At 72.6% G+C, this 15,367-nt stretch carries 15 protein-coding genes; 11 read left to right on the forward strand and 4 right to left on the reverse strand.

Features of this window, described 5'->3' with window-relative positions:
- Positions 1-56 precede the first annotated feature (56 nt).
- Positions 57-1,037: a WYL domain-containing protein gene (locus AB0L45_RS37900; protein WP_365848329.1), complete on the forward strand. Its 981-nt coding sequence runs from the start codon at positions 57-59 to the stop codon at positions 1,035-1,037.
- 12 nt (positions 1,038-1,049) lie between these two features.
- Here AB0L45_RS37900 and AB0L45_RS37905 read toward each other — a convergent pair whose 3' ends face one another.
- Positions 1,050-2,027, reverse strand: coding sequence for an SDR family oxidoreductase (locus AB0L45_RS37905; protein WP_365848330.1), 978 nt, complete (start codon positions 2,025-2,027; stop codon positions 1,050-1,052).
- A gap of 132 nt (positions 2,028-2,159) precedes the next feature.
- Here AB0L45_RS37905 and AB0L45_RS37910 point away from each other — a divergent pair, with 132 nt between their 5' ends.
- From AB0L45_RS37910 to AB0L45_RS37920, 3 genes are all read left to right on the forward strand, one after another.
- The gene (locus AB0L45_RS37910; RefSeq protein WP_365848344.1) at positions 2,160-2,678 is read left to right on the forward strand and encodes a DUF4240 domain-containing protein; all 519 of its coding nucleotides are present in this window, start codon (positions 2,160-2,162) and stop codon (positions 2,676-2,678) included.
- Positions 2,679-2,805: 127 nt separating this feature from the next.
- Complete coding sequence (locus tag AB0L45_RS37915; RefSeq protein WP_365848332.1) at positions 2,806-3,399, forward strand: WHG domain-containing protein; 594 nt, start codon at positions 2,806-2,808, stop codon at positions 3,397-3,399.
- The gene (locus tag AB0L45_RS37920; RefSeq protein WP_365848333.1) at positions 3,396-4,358 is read left to right on the forward strand and encodes an alpha/beta hydrolase; all 963 of its coding nucleotides are present in this window, start codon (positions 3,396-3,398) and stop codon (positions 4,356-4,358) included. Before AB0L45_RS37915 ends, AB0L45_RS37920 begins: the two co-directional genes overlap by 4 nt.
- On the opposite strand, the gene AB0L45_RS37925 is transcribed toward AB0L45_RS37920, so the two are convergent.
- Positions 4,256-4,747 (reverse strand): GNAT family N-acetyltransferase, encoded by a 492-nt coding sequence (locus AB0L45_RS37925; RefSeq protein WP_365848334.1) that lies wholly within the window; start codon positions 4,745-4,747, stop codon positions 4,256-4,258. The genes AB0L45_RS37920 and AB0L45_RS37925 overlap by 103 nt on opposite strands.
- 41 nt (positions 4,748-4,788) lie before the next feature.
- On the opposite strand from AB0L45_RS37925, the gene AB0L45_RS37930 reads away from it, so the two are divergent.
- Positions 4,789-5,721 (forward strand): TIGR01777 family oxidoreductase, encoded by a 933-nt coding sequence (locus AB0L45_RS37930; protein WP_365848335.1) that lies wholly within the window; start codon positions 4,789-4,791, stop codon positions 5,719-5,721.
- A 468-nt stretch (positions 5,722-6,189) separates the two neighbouring features.
- Positions 6,190-7,416 (forward strand): FAD-dependent oxidoreductase, encoded by a 1,227-nt coding sequence (locus AB0L45_RS37935; protein WP_365848336.1) that lies wholly within the window; start codon positions 6,190-6,192, stop codon positions 7,414-7,416.
- 121 nt (positions 7,417-7,537) lie between these two features.
- Here AB0L45_RS37935 and AB0L45_RS37940 read toward each other — a convergent pair whose 3' ends face one another.
- A complete protein-coding gene (locus tag AB0L45_RS37940) occupies positions 7,538-9,115 on the reverse strand; it encodes a regulator (RefSeq protein WP_365848337.1) in 1,578 nt (525 codons plus the stop codon).
- 360 nt (positions 9,116-9,475) lie between these two features.
- Here AB0L45_RS37940 and lipB point away from each other — a divergent pair, with 360 nt between their 5' ends.
- From lipB to AB0L45_RS37960, 4 genes are all read left to right on the forward strand, one after another.
- On the forward strand, positions 9,476-10,291 hold the full coding sequence (lipB, locus tag AB0L45_RS37945; RefSeq protein WP_365848338.1) for a lipoyl(octanoyl) transferase LipB: 816 nt from the start codon (positions 9,476-9,478) through the stop codon (positions 10,289-10,291).
- Between the two features lie 188 nt (positions 10,292-10,479).
- Entirely contained in the window at positions 10,480-11,424 is a 945-nt protein-coding gene (gene lipA, locus AB0L45_RS37950) for a lipoyl synthase (protein WP_365848345.1), read from the forward strand.
- Positions 11,425-11,652: 228 nt separating this feature from the next.
- A complete protein-coding gene (locus AB0L45_RS37955) occupies positions 11,653-11,871 on the forward strand; it encodes a hypothetical protein (protein ID WP_365848339.1) in 219 nt (72 codons plus the stop codon).
- A gap of 10 nt (positions 11,872-11,881) precedes the next feature.
- The gene (locus AB0L45_RS37960; protein WP_365848340.1) at positions 11,882-12,595 is read left to right on the forward strand and encodes a DUF4191 domain-containing protein; all 714 of its coding nucleotides are present in this window, start codon (positions 11,882-11,884) and stop codon (positions 12,593-12,595) included.
- Between the two features lie 433 nt (positions 12,596-13,028).
- On the opposite strand, the gene AB0L45_RS37965 is transcribed toward AB0L45_RS37960, so the two are convergent.
- Positions 13,029-13,496 carry an RDD family protein gene (locus AB0L45_RS37965; protein ID WP_365848341.1) on the reverse strand — a complete coding sequence of 156 codons (468 nt, stop codon included), beginning with the start codon at positions 13,494-13,496 and terminating at the stop codon, positions 13,029-13,031.
- Between the two features lie 365 nt (positions 13,497-13,861).
- Here AB0L45_RS37965 and glnA point away from each other — a divergent pair, with 365 nt between their 5' ends.
- The gene (gene glnA / locus AB0L45_RS37970; protein WP_365848342.1) at positions 13,862-15,271 is read left to right on the forward strand and encodes a type I glutamate--ammonia ligase; all 1,410 of its coding nucleotides are present in this window, start codon (positions 13,862-13,864) and stop codon (positions 15,269-15,271) included.
- Positions 15,272-15,367: the final 96 nt, after the last annotated feature.

Genomic DNA, 15,367 nt, shown 5'->3' on the forward strand with positions numbered 1-15,367 from the left:
CGCACAGGAACAACCGACGTGCGCCGGGCCGCACCTCCGCGCGGCATGATGCACCCATGCGCGCTGCCCGGCTGATCAGAATGGTGCTGCTCCTCCAGTCCCGCCCGTCGATGACGGCCGCCGAACTGGCACGGGAGCTGGAGGTGTCGGAACGTACCGTCGCCCGCGACGTGCTCTCCCTCTCCGAGGCCGGCGTGCCCGTCTACGCGGACCGCGGGCGAGCCGGCGGCTACCGTCTCATCGGCGGCTACCGGACCCGGCTGACCGGGCTCGGCCGCAGCGAGGCGGAAGCCCTCTTCCTGTCCGGCGTGCCCGCCGCACTGCGCGACATGGGGCTCGCCGACGCCGCGTCCGCCGCGCGCTTGAAAGTCTCCGCGGCCCTGCTGCCCGAGCTGCGGGACGCCGCGGACGGTGCCGCCCAGCGCTTCCACCTCGACGCGCCCGCCTGGTACCGCGAACCGGCCACCCCGGACCTGCTGCCCGCCGTCGCGGACGCGGTCTGGGACGACCGGCGGATCACCGCGCGCTACCGCCGCACGGACACCGAGGTGGAGCGGGAGCTGGAGCCGTACGGCCTGGTCCTCAAGGCAGGCGTCTGGTACCTCGCGGCACGGGCCGGTACGGACACGCGCGTCTACCGCATCGACCGCTTCACGTCCGTCACCCCCCTCGACAGCCGCTTCACCCGCACCCCCGACTTCGACCTGCCCGCCTTCTGGGCGGAACGCGCCGCCCAGTTCGCCCGCTCGATCCTGCGGGACGAGGTGACCGTACGGCTGACGCCCGCGGGCGCCCGGCAGCTGCGGCACGTGACCGACCGGGCCGGTGCCGAGGAGGCGCTCGCGGCGGCGGGCGAACCCGACGAACAGGGGCGGATCACCGTCGCCCTGCCCGTCGAGTCCCTGGACGTCGCCTTCAGCCAGCTGCTCGGCCTCGGACCGGAGGCGGAGGTGCTGGCACCGCCGGAGCTACGGAAACGGTTCGCCGCGGCGGCGGCGCGGCTGTACGCGCTGTACGGGGAGCCGGCCGCGCCCTGACCCGCGTGCCGCTCACCGGTACCCGGTCGTGTCCGCCGGCTTCCCCTCCTGTTCCACCTCGGTGATGTAGCGCCAGGCGTCCGGCGCCGACCCGTCCACGTCCGTGAAGCCGTACTCCTTCGCCAGGCCGCCACTGGAGAGCGTCTGCCCGTTGAACCGGGCCACGTCCGGGTCGCCGGCCAGCGCGGCCAGCGCCCGCCCGACGAAGACCGGTGTCTCGGAGATCGCGAAGTGCGGGTTCTGCTCGCAGCCCGCGCGCCAGTTCTCCTCGGTGACCTTGAAGTGGGTGTCCAGCATGGCCTCCGACCGCAGCCAGCCCGGCGTCAGGCACACCGCCGTACACCCGTACTCCGGCAGCTCCTGAGCCAGGCCCTTCGCCATCCGGATCGGCCCGCTCTTGGCCAGGTCGTAGTAGAACGGCTCACGGTAGCGGCGGTTGAACTCCTCCGTACCGTCCGTCACCTCCACCACCAGCCCGCCGGGCCGGCGGATCAGCAGCGGCAGCGCGCAACTGCTGGTGATGATGTGGCTCTCCACCCCGAGCCGCAGCACCCGCAGCCCCTTCTCCAGGTCGTGCTCCCACATCTTCTTGCCCCACTCGACATGCACGTCACCGCCCCACAGGTCGTTGACGAGGAGGTCCAGCCGCCCCTGTTCGCGGTCGATGCGCCCGACCAGCGCCCGTACCGCCGCCGGGTCCAGATGGTCCGTCGGTACGGCGATACCGGCGCCGCTGCCGGCGGGGGACGCCGCGCCGGCCGCCGTCACCAGCTCCGCGGTCTCCTCGATCGTCTCGGTCGCCCGGCCGACCTCGCTGACGTGGTCCCGGGTCGTACGGCCGGTGACGTAGACCGTGGCGCCGGCCCGGCCCAGCTCCACCGCCATCGCCCGGCCCGCGCCCCTGGTGGCGCCGGCGACCAGCGCGACCTTTCCGGTGAGCGGTCCCTGCGGGCTGCCTGCCCCGGCCATGGTGAGTTCTCCTTCTGTCATGCCACGACCCTCCCGCCGAAACCCGACACCTTGTGTCCACTTTTCCGTGCGGCAGGGCGCGGATAACGACAGCGTCGCATCTGGGGTACTCCGCGTGCGGCGCCGTGCGGCAGCGACGATGCTGGACCCGTGATGGACGAGACGGAGTTCTGGCAGCTGATCGACAGTTCCCGTGAGGCCGCCGAGGGCGACCCGGAGGAGCAGGCGGACGCGCTCGTCGAACGACTGGTGGCCCTCGACCCCGACTCGGTGGTGGACTTCGCCCGGCACTTCGAGTCCCGGGACAACCGCGCCTACACCTGGGACCTGTGGGCCGCGGCCTGCATCCTGCTCGGCGGCGCGAGCGACGACGCCTTCGACTGCTTCCGCAGCTGGCTGATCGGCCAGGGCCGGGAGGTCTTCGAAGGCGCCCTGCACGACCCCGACCACCTCGCCGACCTGCTGGACGCGTTCGACGACGAGGTGGACGGCGACGCGGAGGAGCTCGGCTACGCGGCGGACGAGGCGTACGAACAGCTCACCGGCGCCGAGATGCCCGACCTCGGCCTGCCGCCGCAGCCCCGCGAACCGCTCGGCACCTACCTCGACCTCGACGACGACCGCGTACTGGCGGAACGCTTCCCCCGGCTGTGGGACCGCTTCGGCACCTGACGGCGCCACAGAAAATCTCTTGCCTTCCCGGCCGCCACCGGCGAACCTAGGGGCCCTAGGAAAAACCTAGGGCCCCTAGGGACATGCACCTCCCTGGCGGCTCACCAGGAACACGGGAAGTGGGCGCATGGCACGGGCCGGGCTGACGGCGGAGCGGGTGACGCGCGCGGGCGCCGAGCTGGCGGACGAGATCGGATTCGACCAGGTCACCATGGCGCAGGTCGCGCGACGGCTCGGCGTGAAGGACGCGAGCCTGTACACGCACGTACGCGGCCTGGACGACCTGCGCGGGCGGATCGCGCTGCTGGCGGCGGACGAGAAGACCATCCGTATCGCGGAAGCCACCGCCGGACTCGCGGGCAGGGCTGCCCTGGTCGCGTTCGCCGACGCCTGGCGGGAGTACGCGAGCCGCCACCCCGGCCGCTACACGGCGACGCAGACACCGCTGGACATCGACCCGGAACTGGCCGCGAACGCGCCCGGCCCGCGGCGCGCGGTCGAGCTGACCTACGGCATGCTGCGCGGCTACGGCCTGACCGAACCCGACCTGACCGACGCGGTCCGCCTGCTGCGCAGCACCTTCCACGGCTTCGCCGCCCTGGAAGCCGCCGGCGGGTTCCAGCACGGACGTCCGCCGCGGGACTCGTGGGTCCGCGTCCTCGACGCCCTCCACACCGCCCTGGAGCACTGGCCCACGTCCCCAGAAGGAGACCCCTCATGAACGGCCCGACCACCGGCAGCCTGCGCGTCGACGGCGCGACCCTGCACTACGAAGTACGCGGCCGGGGCCCGCTCCTGCTGCTGATACCCGGCGGAGCGGGCGGCGCGGCCTCCTTCGACGGCGTCGCCGACGACCTGGCCGCCTCGTACACCGTGGCGGCCTACGACCCGCGCGGCATGTCCCGCAGCACACTGGACGACCCCGGGGCCGAGCAGCACGTGGCCGAGCACGCCGACGACGCGTTCCGGATGCTGGAGCTGCTGTCGCCCGGCGAGCCCGCCCGGGTGCTCGGCATCAGCTCCGGCGCGATCACCGCCCTGCACCTGCTCACCACCCGCCCCGAACGCCTCACCCGCGTCGTGGCACACGAGCCTCCGGTGGTGGAGGTCCTGCCGGACGCCCCCGAACACCGCGCGCTCGTCGCACGCGTCGAGGAGACGTTCCGTACCCAGGGGCTCATGCCGGCGATGACCGTGTTCGCCGCGGGCCTGAAGAAGGACGGCGGCACCACCGCGCCGCAACCCGAGATGAAGCTCCCGCCGCAGGCCGCCGCGCGCGCCGAGCAGACGATGGCCAACCTGCCGTACTTCGTCGGCCGTATCGTCCCCCGCTTCATGTCCTACGCCCCGGACCTCGACCGGCTCGCAGCGCTCTCGGACCGCCTCGTCCTCGCCGGCGGCCAGGACTCCCAGGGAGAGCTGTCCTACCGGCCGGCCGCACACCTCGCCGACCGCCTCGGCAAGGAACTCCTGCACTTCCCCGGCGGCCACACCGGCCTGACCACGCACCCGGCCGAGTTCGGCGAAGTCCTCCTGAAAGCACTGCTCCAGCAGCGCACCGGCCCCGCCCCGGCGGCTCAGACCAGCGCCTTCCCCATCAGCACGTCATCCACGTACTCGCCCTCCAGCAGGAACTCCCCGGGCAGAACGCCCTCCACCGCGAAGCCCGCCGACTCGTAGAGCCTGCGCGCCGGGGTGTTGTGCCCGAGGACCCGCAGGGTGATCCGGCGGGCCCCCTCGTCCGCCGCCTGCGCGCAGGCCGCGTCCAGCAGCGTGCGGGCGATGCCCCGGCCACGCGCCCAGATGTCCACGGCCAGACCCTGGATCTGCCGGACGTGGGCGTTGCAGGGCAGCCCGGTCGGCGGCACCAGCCGCAGATAGCCCGCCAGCCGCCCCCCGACCTCCGCCACGAGCAGGTCCTCGGGACGGTGCCGGTCGTCGAAGAACCGGCCGTACGGGGCCTGCGGCCGGGGCGTCACGGCGTGCAGCGTCGACCACGTACGGCGGTCCATGACCGCGAGCGGTTCCTCGTCGGCAAAAACAGCGGTACGGACGAACGATTCGGACATGCGTGCCACTGTGCCATGCGTGCGCCTCCGGGACAGGCAGTATGGCTGTCATGCGGATCGCGATCACCGGCTCGGCCGGTCTCATCGGAACGGCACTGCTGCGCTCCCTGCGCGGGGACGGCGCCACCCGCCCACCGGGCGCCGGGAAGCAGCACGACATCGTCCGGCTCGTCCGGCACGCACCGCGCGCCTCCGACGAGGTGCGCTGGGATCCCCAACGCCAGACCGTGGACGCCGCCGGGCTCGCCGGCTGCGACGCCGTCGTCCACCTCGCGGGCGCGGGCGTCGGCGACCACCGCTGGACCGACGCGTACAAGCGCGAGATCCGGGACAGCCGCGTCCTCGGTACGGCGGCGCTCGCCGAGGCCCTCGCCTCCCTGGACACCCCGCCGCGGGTCTTCGTGTGCAGCAGCGCCGTCGGCTACTACGGCGACACCGGCGACCGGCGGACCGACGAGTCGGCACCGCCCGGCGACGACTTCCTGGCCCGCGTCTGCGCCGACTGGGAGGACGCCGCCGCCCCGGCCGTCGAAGCCGGCATCCGTACGGTCTTCCCCCGCACCGGGCTGGTCGTGGGCCGCCAGGGCGGCGCCTGGGGACGGCTGTTCCCCCTGTTCAAGCTGGGCCTGGGCGGGCGGCTCGGCACCGGCCGCCAGTACTGGAGCTACATCTCCCTGCACGACCACGTCGCCGCCCTCCGGCACCTCATCGACACCGAGGAACTGAGCGGCCCGGTCAACCTCACCGCACCCGAGCCGGTCACCAACCGCGAGGTCACCGCAGCGATGGGCCGCGTCCTGCACCGCCCCACCCCCTTCGCCGTCCCCGCCCCCGCCCTCCGGCTGGCCCTGGGCGAGTTCGCCGACAACGTCCTGGCCAGCCAACGCATCATCCCCCGACGCCTCCTGGACTCCGGCTTCACGTTCACCCACACCACTCCGGACAGCGCCATCCGGGCGGCGTTGGAGGACTGACCACTCCCGTCGGGCGCCCACGCCTTGTCTCTTTTTTCCTCCCCACCGGGGCGGGGCCCGCCACGAGCCTGAGGGGCCGGGGGCTGCGGGGCGGGTTCCAGGACGTAAAAGCGAAGCAGTCCAGGAACCCGCCCCGCAGCCCTCGGCCCCGCCCCCACCACCCACCGATCGCGGGCCCCACCCCACACCCCCCTCCCGCCGAAGGCGCCGCGCACCCACCTCCCGACCAAGCAACGGCCCCAGCCGAAAAGCACCCGCACCCCGGCGACAAAGCCCACCCGACCCACCCCCTCGCGGCACTCCGTGCCGCATCGTGCCGCATCGTGCGCCCATGCGCGGTCTACGCGCGATCGCGCCCCCGCCGCCGTGCTTCTTAAGGTTCCAACCTCACGAACTCGGCATCCCGCGCGCCGGTCCGGGGCAGGAGCCCCGTCGACGCCGGCACCGGGACCGACCTCGGGAGGGCACGTGCTGCGCACCGCATCGACCGTGGACGTCGTCATCGTCGGGGCCGGCCTCGCCGGTCTCGCCGCCGCCCACCATCTGACCAGCGCGGGAGCCACGGTCACCGTGCTGGAGGCCGCCCCACGCACCGGCGGCCGGACCACCACCGACCACCTGGACGGCTTCCGGCTGGACCGCACCGGCCAACTGCTCGTCACCTCGTACCCCGAACTGCGCACCACCCCCGGCCTCAACGGCTTGGTCCTGCGTCACTTCGCCCCCGGCCTCTGTCTGCACAACGGCCGCCGGACACAGCGTGTCGGTGCCCCCCGGAGCACAAGGGGCGCACTTTCGGCCGCGCGCGCCCTTGCACGCTCCGAACGGCGCGCCGACCGCTCCGTCGCCCAGGCGCTGGCCGCCCGCCCGGCCTTCCCGCCGTACATCCCCGACGGGTTCCTGCGCCCCCTCCTGTCCGCCCTCCTGTGCGATCCCGGGCTCACCGGCTCCAGCCGCGTCGCCGCCCAGGCCCTGCGCTCGTTCGCCCGCGGCCGGCTGTGCCTGCCCGCCGGCGGGGCCTCGGCCCTGCCCGAACTCCTCGCCGCCTCCCTTCCCCCCGGCACCGTACGCACCTCCGTACGCGCCGTCTCCGTCTCGACCACCAGCGTCGGCACCGCCGCCCACGGGCAGTTCCCCTGCCGCTCGGTGCTCGTGGCCACCGGAGCGCGCGACGCGGCAGAGCTGCTCCCGGGGCTGCGGATCCCCGATTTCCACCCGGTCACCATCGTGCACCACACCACTGACAGTCCCCCGGTCCGCGAACCGGTGTTCTTCCTGCCCGCCGACGGCCCGGTCGCGCACACCTACGTCGCCAGCGAGACCGACCCCTCCCGGGCTCCCGCGGGCCGCGCCCTGGTCACCACGACCGTGCTGGGCGCCCCGGCGACGCTGCCCGCCCGGGCGCTGGACAAGACGGTCCGGCCCCAACTCGACCGGATCTACGGCACGTCCACCGACGCCTGGGAACTGCTGGCCGCCCACCACGACCCGGAGGCGGTCCCAGCCCTGCCCGTACCGCACGGCCCGGACCGTTCCGTGCGGCTGCTGGCCGGGCTGTACGTGTGCGGCGACCACCGGGACACCGGCACCGTCCAGGGCGCCCTGCGCTCCGGCCGGCGGGCCGCCCGCGCCGCGCTCGACGACCTCCGGCTGCCCCCGTTCCACGAGCCCTGCGAACTCTCCGCCGCCGCCTGAACCACCCGCATTCCGGGCCGGACCCCGCCAGGCGGTGAGTCCGGCCCGGCCGGCGTGCCCGGCCCGGCCGGCGTGCCCGGACCAGCGCTGCCGGCGCACCCGGCAGCCCCGCCCCGCCCCCTCACCCCTTCATGGCCGCCACCCGGTCGCGGTACCCCCGTACCGCCGCCGCGTCCCGGTACGGCTCCAGCCGGCGCTCGAACTCGCGGACGTACTCGTGCGCCCGTACGGAGCGCATCTCGGAGGCCTGGAGCGCCGCCTCCGCGCCCAGCGCGCACGCCTGCTCCAGCTCGCCCAGGCCGAGCCGCGCCGTCGCCAGCACCACCCGGCAGAACAGCCGGCTGCGGGCGAAGCCGGCACCGCGCAGCTGGAGCGAGCGCTCCGCGTGCTGTGCCGCCGCCCGGAACTGCTGGAGGTCCCGGTGGCAGTGCGCCAGCTCGTCGGCGAGCTGCGCCTCGTCGAAGAAGCGCGCCCAGTAGGGCGCCTCGTCGCCGGGGCGCGCCGTCTCCAGCGCCCGTTCCGCCCGCGCGAGCGAGGCCGTGCACGCCCGTACCTCGGTCAGTACGCCGTGCCCGCGCGCCTCCGCCGAGTGCAGCAGGGCCTGGACGACGGGGGGCGCGTTGCTGCCGACCCCCTGCTGGGCGACCCGTGCCAGCTGCACGGCCTCCCGGCCGTGGCCCAGGTAGACGGCCTGCCGGCTCATGGTCACCAGGACGTACGCGCCGTACGCGCGGTCCCCGGCCGCCTGCGCCAACCGCAGCGCCTGGACGAAGTAGCGCTGCGCCAGGCCGTGCGCGGCGATGTCGTACGACGTCCAGCCGGCCAGCCGCGTCAGGTCGGCGGCCGCCGCGAACAGCCGCCGCCCGGCCGCCTCGCCGTACGTGCCGCGGAGCATCGGCTCGACCTCGTGCTCCAGGTAGCGCACCAGGGCCTGCCGGGCGTGCCCGCCGCCGTACGCGTGGTCCAGCGCCCGGAACAGCTCGCCGACCGACCGGAGCGCCTTGATGTCACCGGCGGACACCCGGTAGGCGTGCGCCCGGTCGGGGCGCTCGGGGCGGTCCGTACGCCCGGCGCGTTCGGCGGCCCCCGCGCGCTCCGCCCGTTCGGGATGCCCGGCGCGGTCGTGCCCCGGCCGCTCGTGACCGGCGCGCTCATGGGCGGCCCGGTCCATCTGCCGCTGCCGGGGCACCGACACCTGCATCCGGCCCGGCGGGGTCAGCCGGCCGGCGGGCTCGGCCGCGTCACCGTGCGCGACCCGCTCGTCGGCCCGCCCGATCAGCCAGTCCCGGCTGGGCACCACCAGCCCGGCCGGCGTGAAGGCGATCTTCCGCAGCTCCGCGTGGCTGCCGGAGTCCTTGCGCCACAGACCGCTGACGATGTCCACCGCCTCGCTCGGCGTGGACGCGAACTCCAGCCCGGCGTACACCGGCGCGCAGGCGTCCAGGCCGAGGTCCTGGGCCGACAGGCGGCGTCCCAGTCTGCGCGTGAAGACCTCGGCGATCAGGGCGGGCGTGGTACCTCTGGGCTGCTGCCCGCGCAGCCAGCGCGTCACCGACGTCTTGTCGTACCGGAGGTCGAGCCCGTGCTCCAGGCCGAGCTGGTCGACCCGACGGGCCAGCCCGGCGTTGGAGAATCCCGCCTCCGCGATGAGCGCGGCGAGCTGTCGGTTGGGCGTGCGCTGTGGAGGTCGTTCCGTCATCAGCTTTACCGGTCTCCTGCCTTCCGGGCCGAGCTGCCCGGGTTCGGCTGACCCTGTCCGGCGCTGCTCCCTGCCCTCGTGGAACGGCGTGAATGTAACGGCCTCGGGCGGCATTCTCGCCGCCTTCGCCACGCGTTCATCCGATCGTGTGAGCAGGGCTCGTACTGTCCTCCACGCGTCCGCGGACGGCTGCGCCCCCGCCCCGTAACGGCGGCCCCCGGAGTGCCCCCAGGGCTCCCGGGGCACTCCCGTGCGCCCGCGCGTCAGGCCCCTGCCCCGGGCGCCTGCGGACGCCGCACGCCCCCGCCGTACAGTTGGCGTGGGCGCGAAGGACTCAACAAAGTTCGAAGAGGAGCTACCGTGACTGCGATCTCTCGGGGGGACACCCCCACACCCGAGGGGCTGCGCTTTGTCCAGCTGGGCTTCGGCGCCGACGCCGTCGATTACGAGACGGCCTGGCAGGAGCAGCGCAGGGTGCACGCCGCCCGGTTCGCCGACGAGGTCCCGGACACCTGCCTGCTGCTGGAGCACCCGCCCGTCTACACGGCGGGCCGGCGCACGGACGACAGCGAGCGCCCCCTGGACGGCACCCCGGTCATCGACGTCGACCGCGGCGGCAAGATCACCTGGCACGGTCCGGGCCAGCTGGTCGGCTACCCGATCCAGAAGCTCCCGCGCCCGGTCGACGTCGTCGCCCACGTACGGCGTCTCGAAGAGGCCATCATCCGCACCTGCACCGAGTTCGGCGTGGAGACCACCCGGGTCGAGGGCCGCAGCGGCGTCTGGGTGCTGGGCGACCCGATCGCGGAGCGCCCGTCCCTGGGCGGCCTCTCCCTCGACTTCGACCCGCGTACGGCCGACGAGGAGTTCGACCCCCGGCTGAACGGCCCGGAGTACGCCCCGTCCAACGCCGGCCAGCGCCGCGAGGACCGCAAGCTGGCCGCGATCGGCATCCGCGTGGCCAAGGGCGTCACCATGCACGGCTTCGCGATCAACGTGAACCCGGACAACACCTCGTTCGACAAGATCGTCCCCTGCGGCATCCGGGACGCCGGTGTGACCTCCCTCGCCAACGAACTCGGCCGGGACATCACCATCGCCGACGTCCTGCCCGTCGTCGAGAAGCACCTGCGCGACGTGCTGGAGAACGCCGTGCTCCTCCCCCGGGCGGTCTGAGCCGGTCCGCCGGCCGCCGGAGTCCTGGGCGCGGCCGCCGGAAGCCGACCGCCAGGAATGCCCCCCTGTCATACGGGGTTGGCCTCCACGTAAAGACGTGCGAATTGACGGGCGTACCCTGGTGTACGCCGAAGAAACGAAGTCGTAGGGAGCCGGACGTGTCCGCTGTCGCACCCGACGGGCAGGAAATGCCAAGGCCTGACGGCCGGCGATTGCTGCGCCTTGAGGTCCGGAACAGCCAGACCCCCATCGAGCGCAAGCCCGAGTGGATCAAGACCCGGGCGAAAATGGGCCCCGAGTACAACCACCTGCAGGGCCTGGTCAAGAAGGAGGGCCTGCACACGGTCTGCCAGGAGGCGGGCTGTCCCAACATCTATGAATGCTGGGAGGACCGCGAGGCGACCTTCCTCATCGGTGGTGACCAGTGCACCCGCCGCTGCGACTTCTGCCAGATCGACACCGGCAAGCCGCAGGAACTGGACCGCGACGAGCCGCGCCGGGTGGCCGAATCGGTCCAGACCATGGGGCTGAAGTACGCCACCATCACCGGCGTCGCGCGCGACGACCTGGAGGACGGCGGCGCCTGGCTGTACGCGGAGACCGTCCGCCAGATCCACGCCGCGATGCCCGGCACCGGCGTCGAACTGCTCATCCCCGACTTCAACGCGGTCCCCGAGCAGCTCGCCGAGGTCTTCTCCTCGCGCCCCGAGGTGCTCGCGCACAACGTCGAGACGGTGCCGCGGATCTTCAAGCGGATCCGCCCCGGCTTCCGCTACGAGCGGTCCCTCGAAGTGATCACCAAGGCCCGCGAGGCCGGTCTGGTCACCAAGTCCAACCTGATCCTGGGCATGGGCGAGGAGCGCGCGGAGATCAGCCAGGCGCTGCAGGACCTGTACGACGCGGGCTGCGAGCTGATCACGATCACGCAGTACCTGCGCCCGTCGGTGCGGCACCACCCCATCGAGCGCTGGGTCAAGCCCGCCGAGTTCGTGGAGCTGAAGGAGGAGGCCGAGGAGATCGGCTACGCCGGTGTCATGTCCGGCCCGCTGGTCCGCTCCTCCTACCGCGCCGGCCGCCTGTACCAGCAGGCGATCGAGCGCCGTCAGGTCGAGGAGTCGGCGCAGGCCGTCTGAGCCTCACAGGGCCGTCCTGCCCCGCACAGGGCCGTACGACCCATGGACCGGAATGTGAAACGTGGCACAGAGTGTCATGACGCGGCCCGTACCTCCCCAGGCAGGGGCGGTGCGGGCCGCGTCAACGTTTCATCGGTGTTTGACCGGCGGGTCATCAGTTGGTAACACCGATCTGTAACGATGGCTTCACAGACCGCATCCACCATTCCTCCAGAAGGGGAACCCGCCATGCAGGCCGCGCCCGCTCGCGCCACCGCTGTTCTCCCCATCCCGTCGGTCACCGATGCACTGCGTGCAGTGGAGTCCGTGCTGATGCGCGGTGGCCAGCGCACCGCCCGCCGGAACGCGTGGACGTCGGTGCTGGAGGACCGCCGCCGTGCCCGGGACCGGCGCGAGGCCCAGCACGTACTGGAGGCCGCGGCGACCGAGGGCCCGAACGCCACGTAAACTGCGCCCCATGGCGAGGAAGGCAAAAGCAGACAGCGCTGAGGGCGCTGCGAACCCCGGGCGACTGAAGCAGATCGCCCAGACCTACAAGATGACCCGTCGGGTCGACCCCAAGGTCGGTCTTGTCGTCGCCGGCGTGGGCATCGTCGTTTTCGGCGTTCTCCTCGTCCTCGGCTTCCTGATCGGCCACCCCGTCTACCTGGGCATCCTGGGATTCGTCCTGGCCTTCCTCGCGATGGCGATCATCTTCGGCCGCCGTGCCGAGCGGGCCGCCTTCGGACAGATGGAAGGCCAGCCCGGCGCGGCCGCGGCCGTACTGGACAACGTGGGCCGCGGCTGGACGGTCACCCCGGCCGTGGCGATGAACCGCCAGCAGGACGTCGTGCACCGCGCCGTCGGCAAGGCAGGCATCGTCCTCGTCGGCGAGGGCAACCCGAACCGCGTACGCACCCTGCTGGCCGCCGAGAAGAAGCGGATGGCCCGCATCGTCGCCGACGCCCCGGTCCACGACTTCGTGGTCGGCGACGGCGAGGGCCAGGTCCCGCTCAAGAAGATCCGTACCACCCTCCTGAAGCTCCCCCGCACCCTGCCCGGCCCCCAGGTCACCGCCACCAACGACCGCCTCCGCGCGCTCGGCGACCTGATGAGCAACATGCCGGTCCCGAAGGGCCCCATGCCCAAGGGCATGCGGATGCCGAAGGGCGGCGGCGGCAAGATGCGCTGACCCGCATCCCACGGAGGCGGCCCCCGCCTCCCTTCACCGGAACGGTCGAGGGGCCCAGGACCTTGTGGTCCTGGGCCCCTCGGGCGTGTGGGGGTGTGAGGGTGTGGGGTGTGAGGGTGTGGGGCTAGGCGGTATACGAGCGTACGGGCGGCCACGAGCCGCACGGGCGACAGAGGCGATACGGGCGACAGGCGCGATACCAGGCCGCACAGGCGGTACGATCCGCACAAGCCGTACAAGCCGTACGAGCGGCACGCCAGCCGCCCGAGGATACGCGCCGTACGCCGGCGAGCAGCACGCCCCGCACGCATGCGCCACGCGCCTCTGCACGCGGCGCGCACTCACCCCCGCGCGCCCTGCACGTACTCCGCACGCCCCCCGCACTCACCCCCGCGCGCCCTGTACATGTCCTGCCGCGTCCCGCTCGCGTCCCTCAGATCCGAACCTGTACCGCGCGGGCGAGGCGGTCGTGGAGGCCGCGGCCGTCGCGGTCCCAGATCACCGCCGGGATGACCACGACCAGCAGAAGCGTGCGCAGGACCACCCGCAGCAGGGGCAGCCGTCCGCCGCCCTCCGCGACGACCCGCAGGCCCAGCAGCCGCTTGCCCGGCGTGAAGCCCACCGTGCCGACCGTCAGCACGCTGAGCACCGCGAAGACGGCCAGCGCCCAGTTGCTCGTCTGGTCGGCGCGGCCGTGGCTGAGCAGCCCGTACGCGACGAGCGAGCACAGCGCCCAGTCGATGAAGAGGGCGGCGAAGCGCCGGCCAGGACGCGCGATCGAGCCCGGCCCCTCCTCGGGCAGCCCGAGGCGCTGCCCGCGGTAGCCGAACTCGACGCCCATGTCCTCGGCTGCCGCGCGGGGCCCGGAGATCCACGATCCGATTGCTTGCCTGTTGTCCACCCGTCCACGGTACTGCGACCGCATACGTTCGCCCGCTCGCGGGGCATGGTCGAGGGCCCCCGGGGGCCGCGCCGAAGCTGCCCCGCGCCCTCCCCTTCGGATCACCGCATCCACCCACCCCGCACCCGCGCCTCCGCCCGGAATGATCAATTCCACCCCCCCGTCCCGCCCGCCTTCCGTCCCCCTCCCCCCTGCATGCCGCCCCCCGAAATGGGCCGCGCGGCGGTTAACCTCGGCGAAACAAATGGGTCATGCTTGGGAAATCCCGCCTGCCTATGGTCGGGCAAGCGCGCCACCGCACATGACGCGCTCCGAGTAGCAATCCCGCGCCGCCGACCGCCGGTGACCGGGCTAGGAGGAGTTGGATGTTCCAGAACGCCGATGAGGCCAAGAAGTTCATCGCGGACGAAGACGTCAAGTTCGTCGACGTCCGGTTCTGCGACCTGCCCGGTGTGATGCAGCACTTCACGGTTCCGGCGGAGGCGTTCGACCCGACCGAGGAGCTGGCCTTCGACGGCTCCTCGATCCGTGGCTTCCAGGCCATCCACGAGTCCGACATGGCGCTGCGCGCCGACCTCTCCACCGCCCGCGTGGACCCGTTCCGCCGCGACAAGACGCTGAACGTCAACTTCTTCATCCACGACCCGATCACCGGCGAGCAGTACAGCCGTGACCCGCGCAACGTGGCGAAGAAGGCCGAGGCGTACCTCGCCTCCACCGGCATCGCCGACACCGCGTTCTTCGGTCCGGAGGCGGAGTTCTACGTCTTCGACAACGTCCGCTTCGAGACGTCGGCGAACCAGTCCTTCTACCACATCGACTCCGAGGCCGGCGCCTGGAACACCGGTTCCGAGGTCAACAACCGCGGCTACAAGGTCCGCTACAAGGGCGGCTACTTCCCGGCTCCCCCGGTCGACCACTTCGCCGACCTGCGCGCCGAGATCTCCCTGGAGCTGGACGCGGCCGGCCTGAAGGTCGAGCGCCAGCACCACGAGGTCGGCACCGCCGGCCAGGCGGAGATCAACTACAAGTTCAACACCCTGCTGGCCGCCGCCGACGACCTGATGCTGTTCAAGTACATCGTCAAGAACGTCGCCTGGCGCAACGGCAAGACCGCCACCTTCATGCCCAAGCCGATCTTCGGCGACAACGGCTCCGGCATGCACGTCCACCAGTCCCTGTGGTCCGGCGGCGAGCCCCTCTTCTACGACGAGCAGGGCTACGCGGGCCTCTCGGACACCGCCCGCTACTACATCGGCGGCATCCTCAAGCACGCCCCCTCGCTCCTCGCCTTCACCAACCCGACGGTGAACTCCTACCACCGCCTGGTCCCCGGCTTCGAGGCCCCGGTCAACCTGGTCTACTCGCAGCGCAACCGCTCCGCCGCGATGCGCATCCCGATCACGGGCTCCAACCCCAAGGCCAAGCGCGTCGAGTTCCGCGCCCCGGACCCGTCCTCGAACCCCTACCTCGCCTTCTCCGCCCTCCTCCTCGCGGGCCTGGACGGCGTCAAGAACAAGATCGAGCCGGCCGAGCCGATCGACAAGGACCTCTACGAGCTCGCCCCCGAGGAGCACGCGGGCGTCCCCCAGGTCCCCACCTCCCTCCCGGCCGTCCTCGACGCCCTGGAAGCCGACAACGAGTACCTCCAGCAGGGCGGCGTCTTCACCTCCGACCTCATCGAAACCTGGATCGACTACAAGCGCACCAACGAAATCGCCCCGATCCAGCTCCGCCCGCACCCGCACGAGTTCGAGCTGTACTTCGACCTCTAAACCAGAGGCGCGCACTGCCATGTACGGTTCGCGGCGGACAAGACCCTGGCCCGGCCGTCCGGCGAGGAGCTGGGTCAGCCGGTCGAGGGGTACGAG

It is taken from the genome of Streptomyces sp. NPDC052496, assembly GCF_040679095.1.
Lineage (GTDB): Bacteria > Actinomycetota > Actinomycetes > Streptomycetales > Streptomycetaceae > Streptomyces.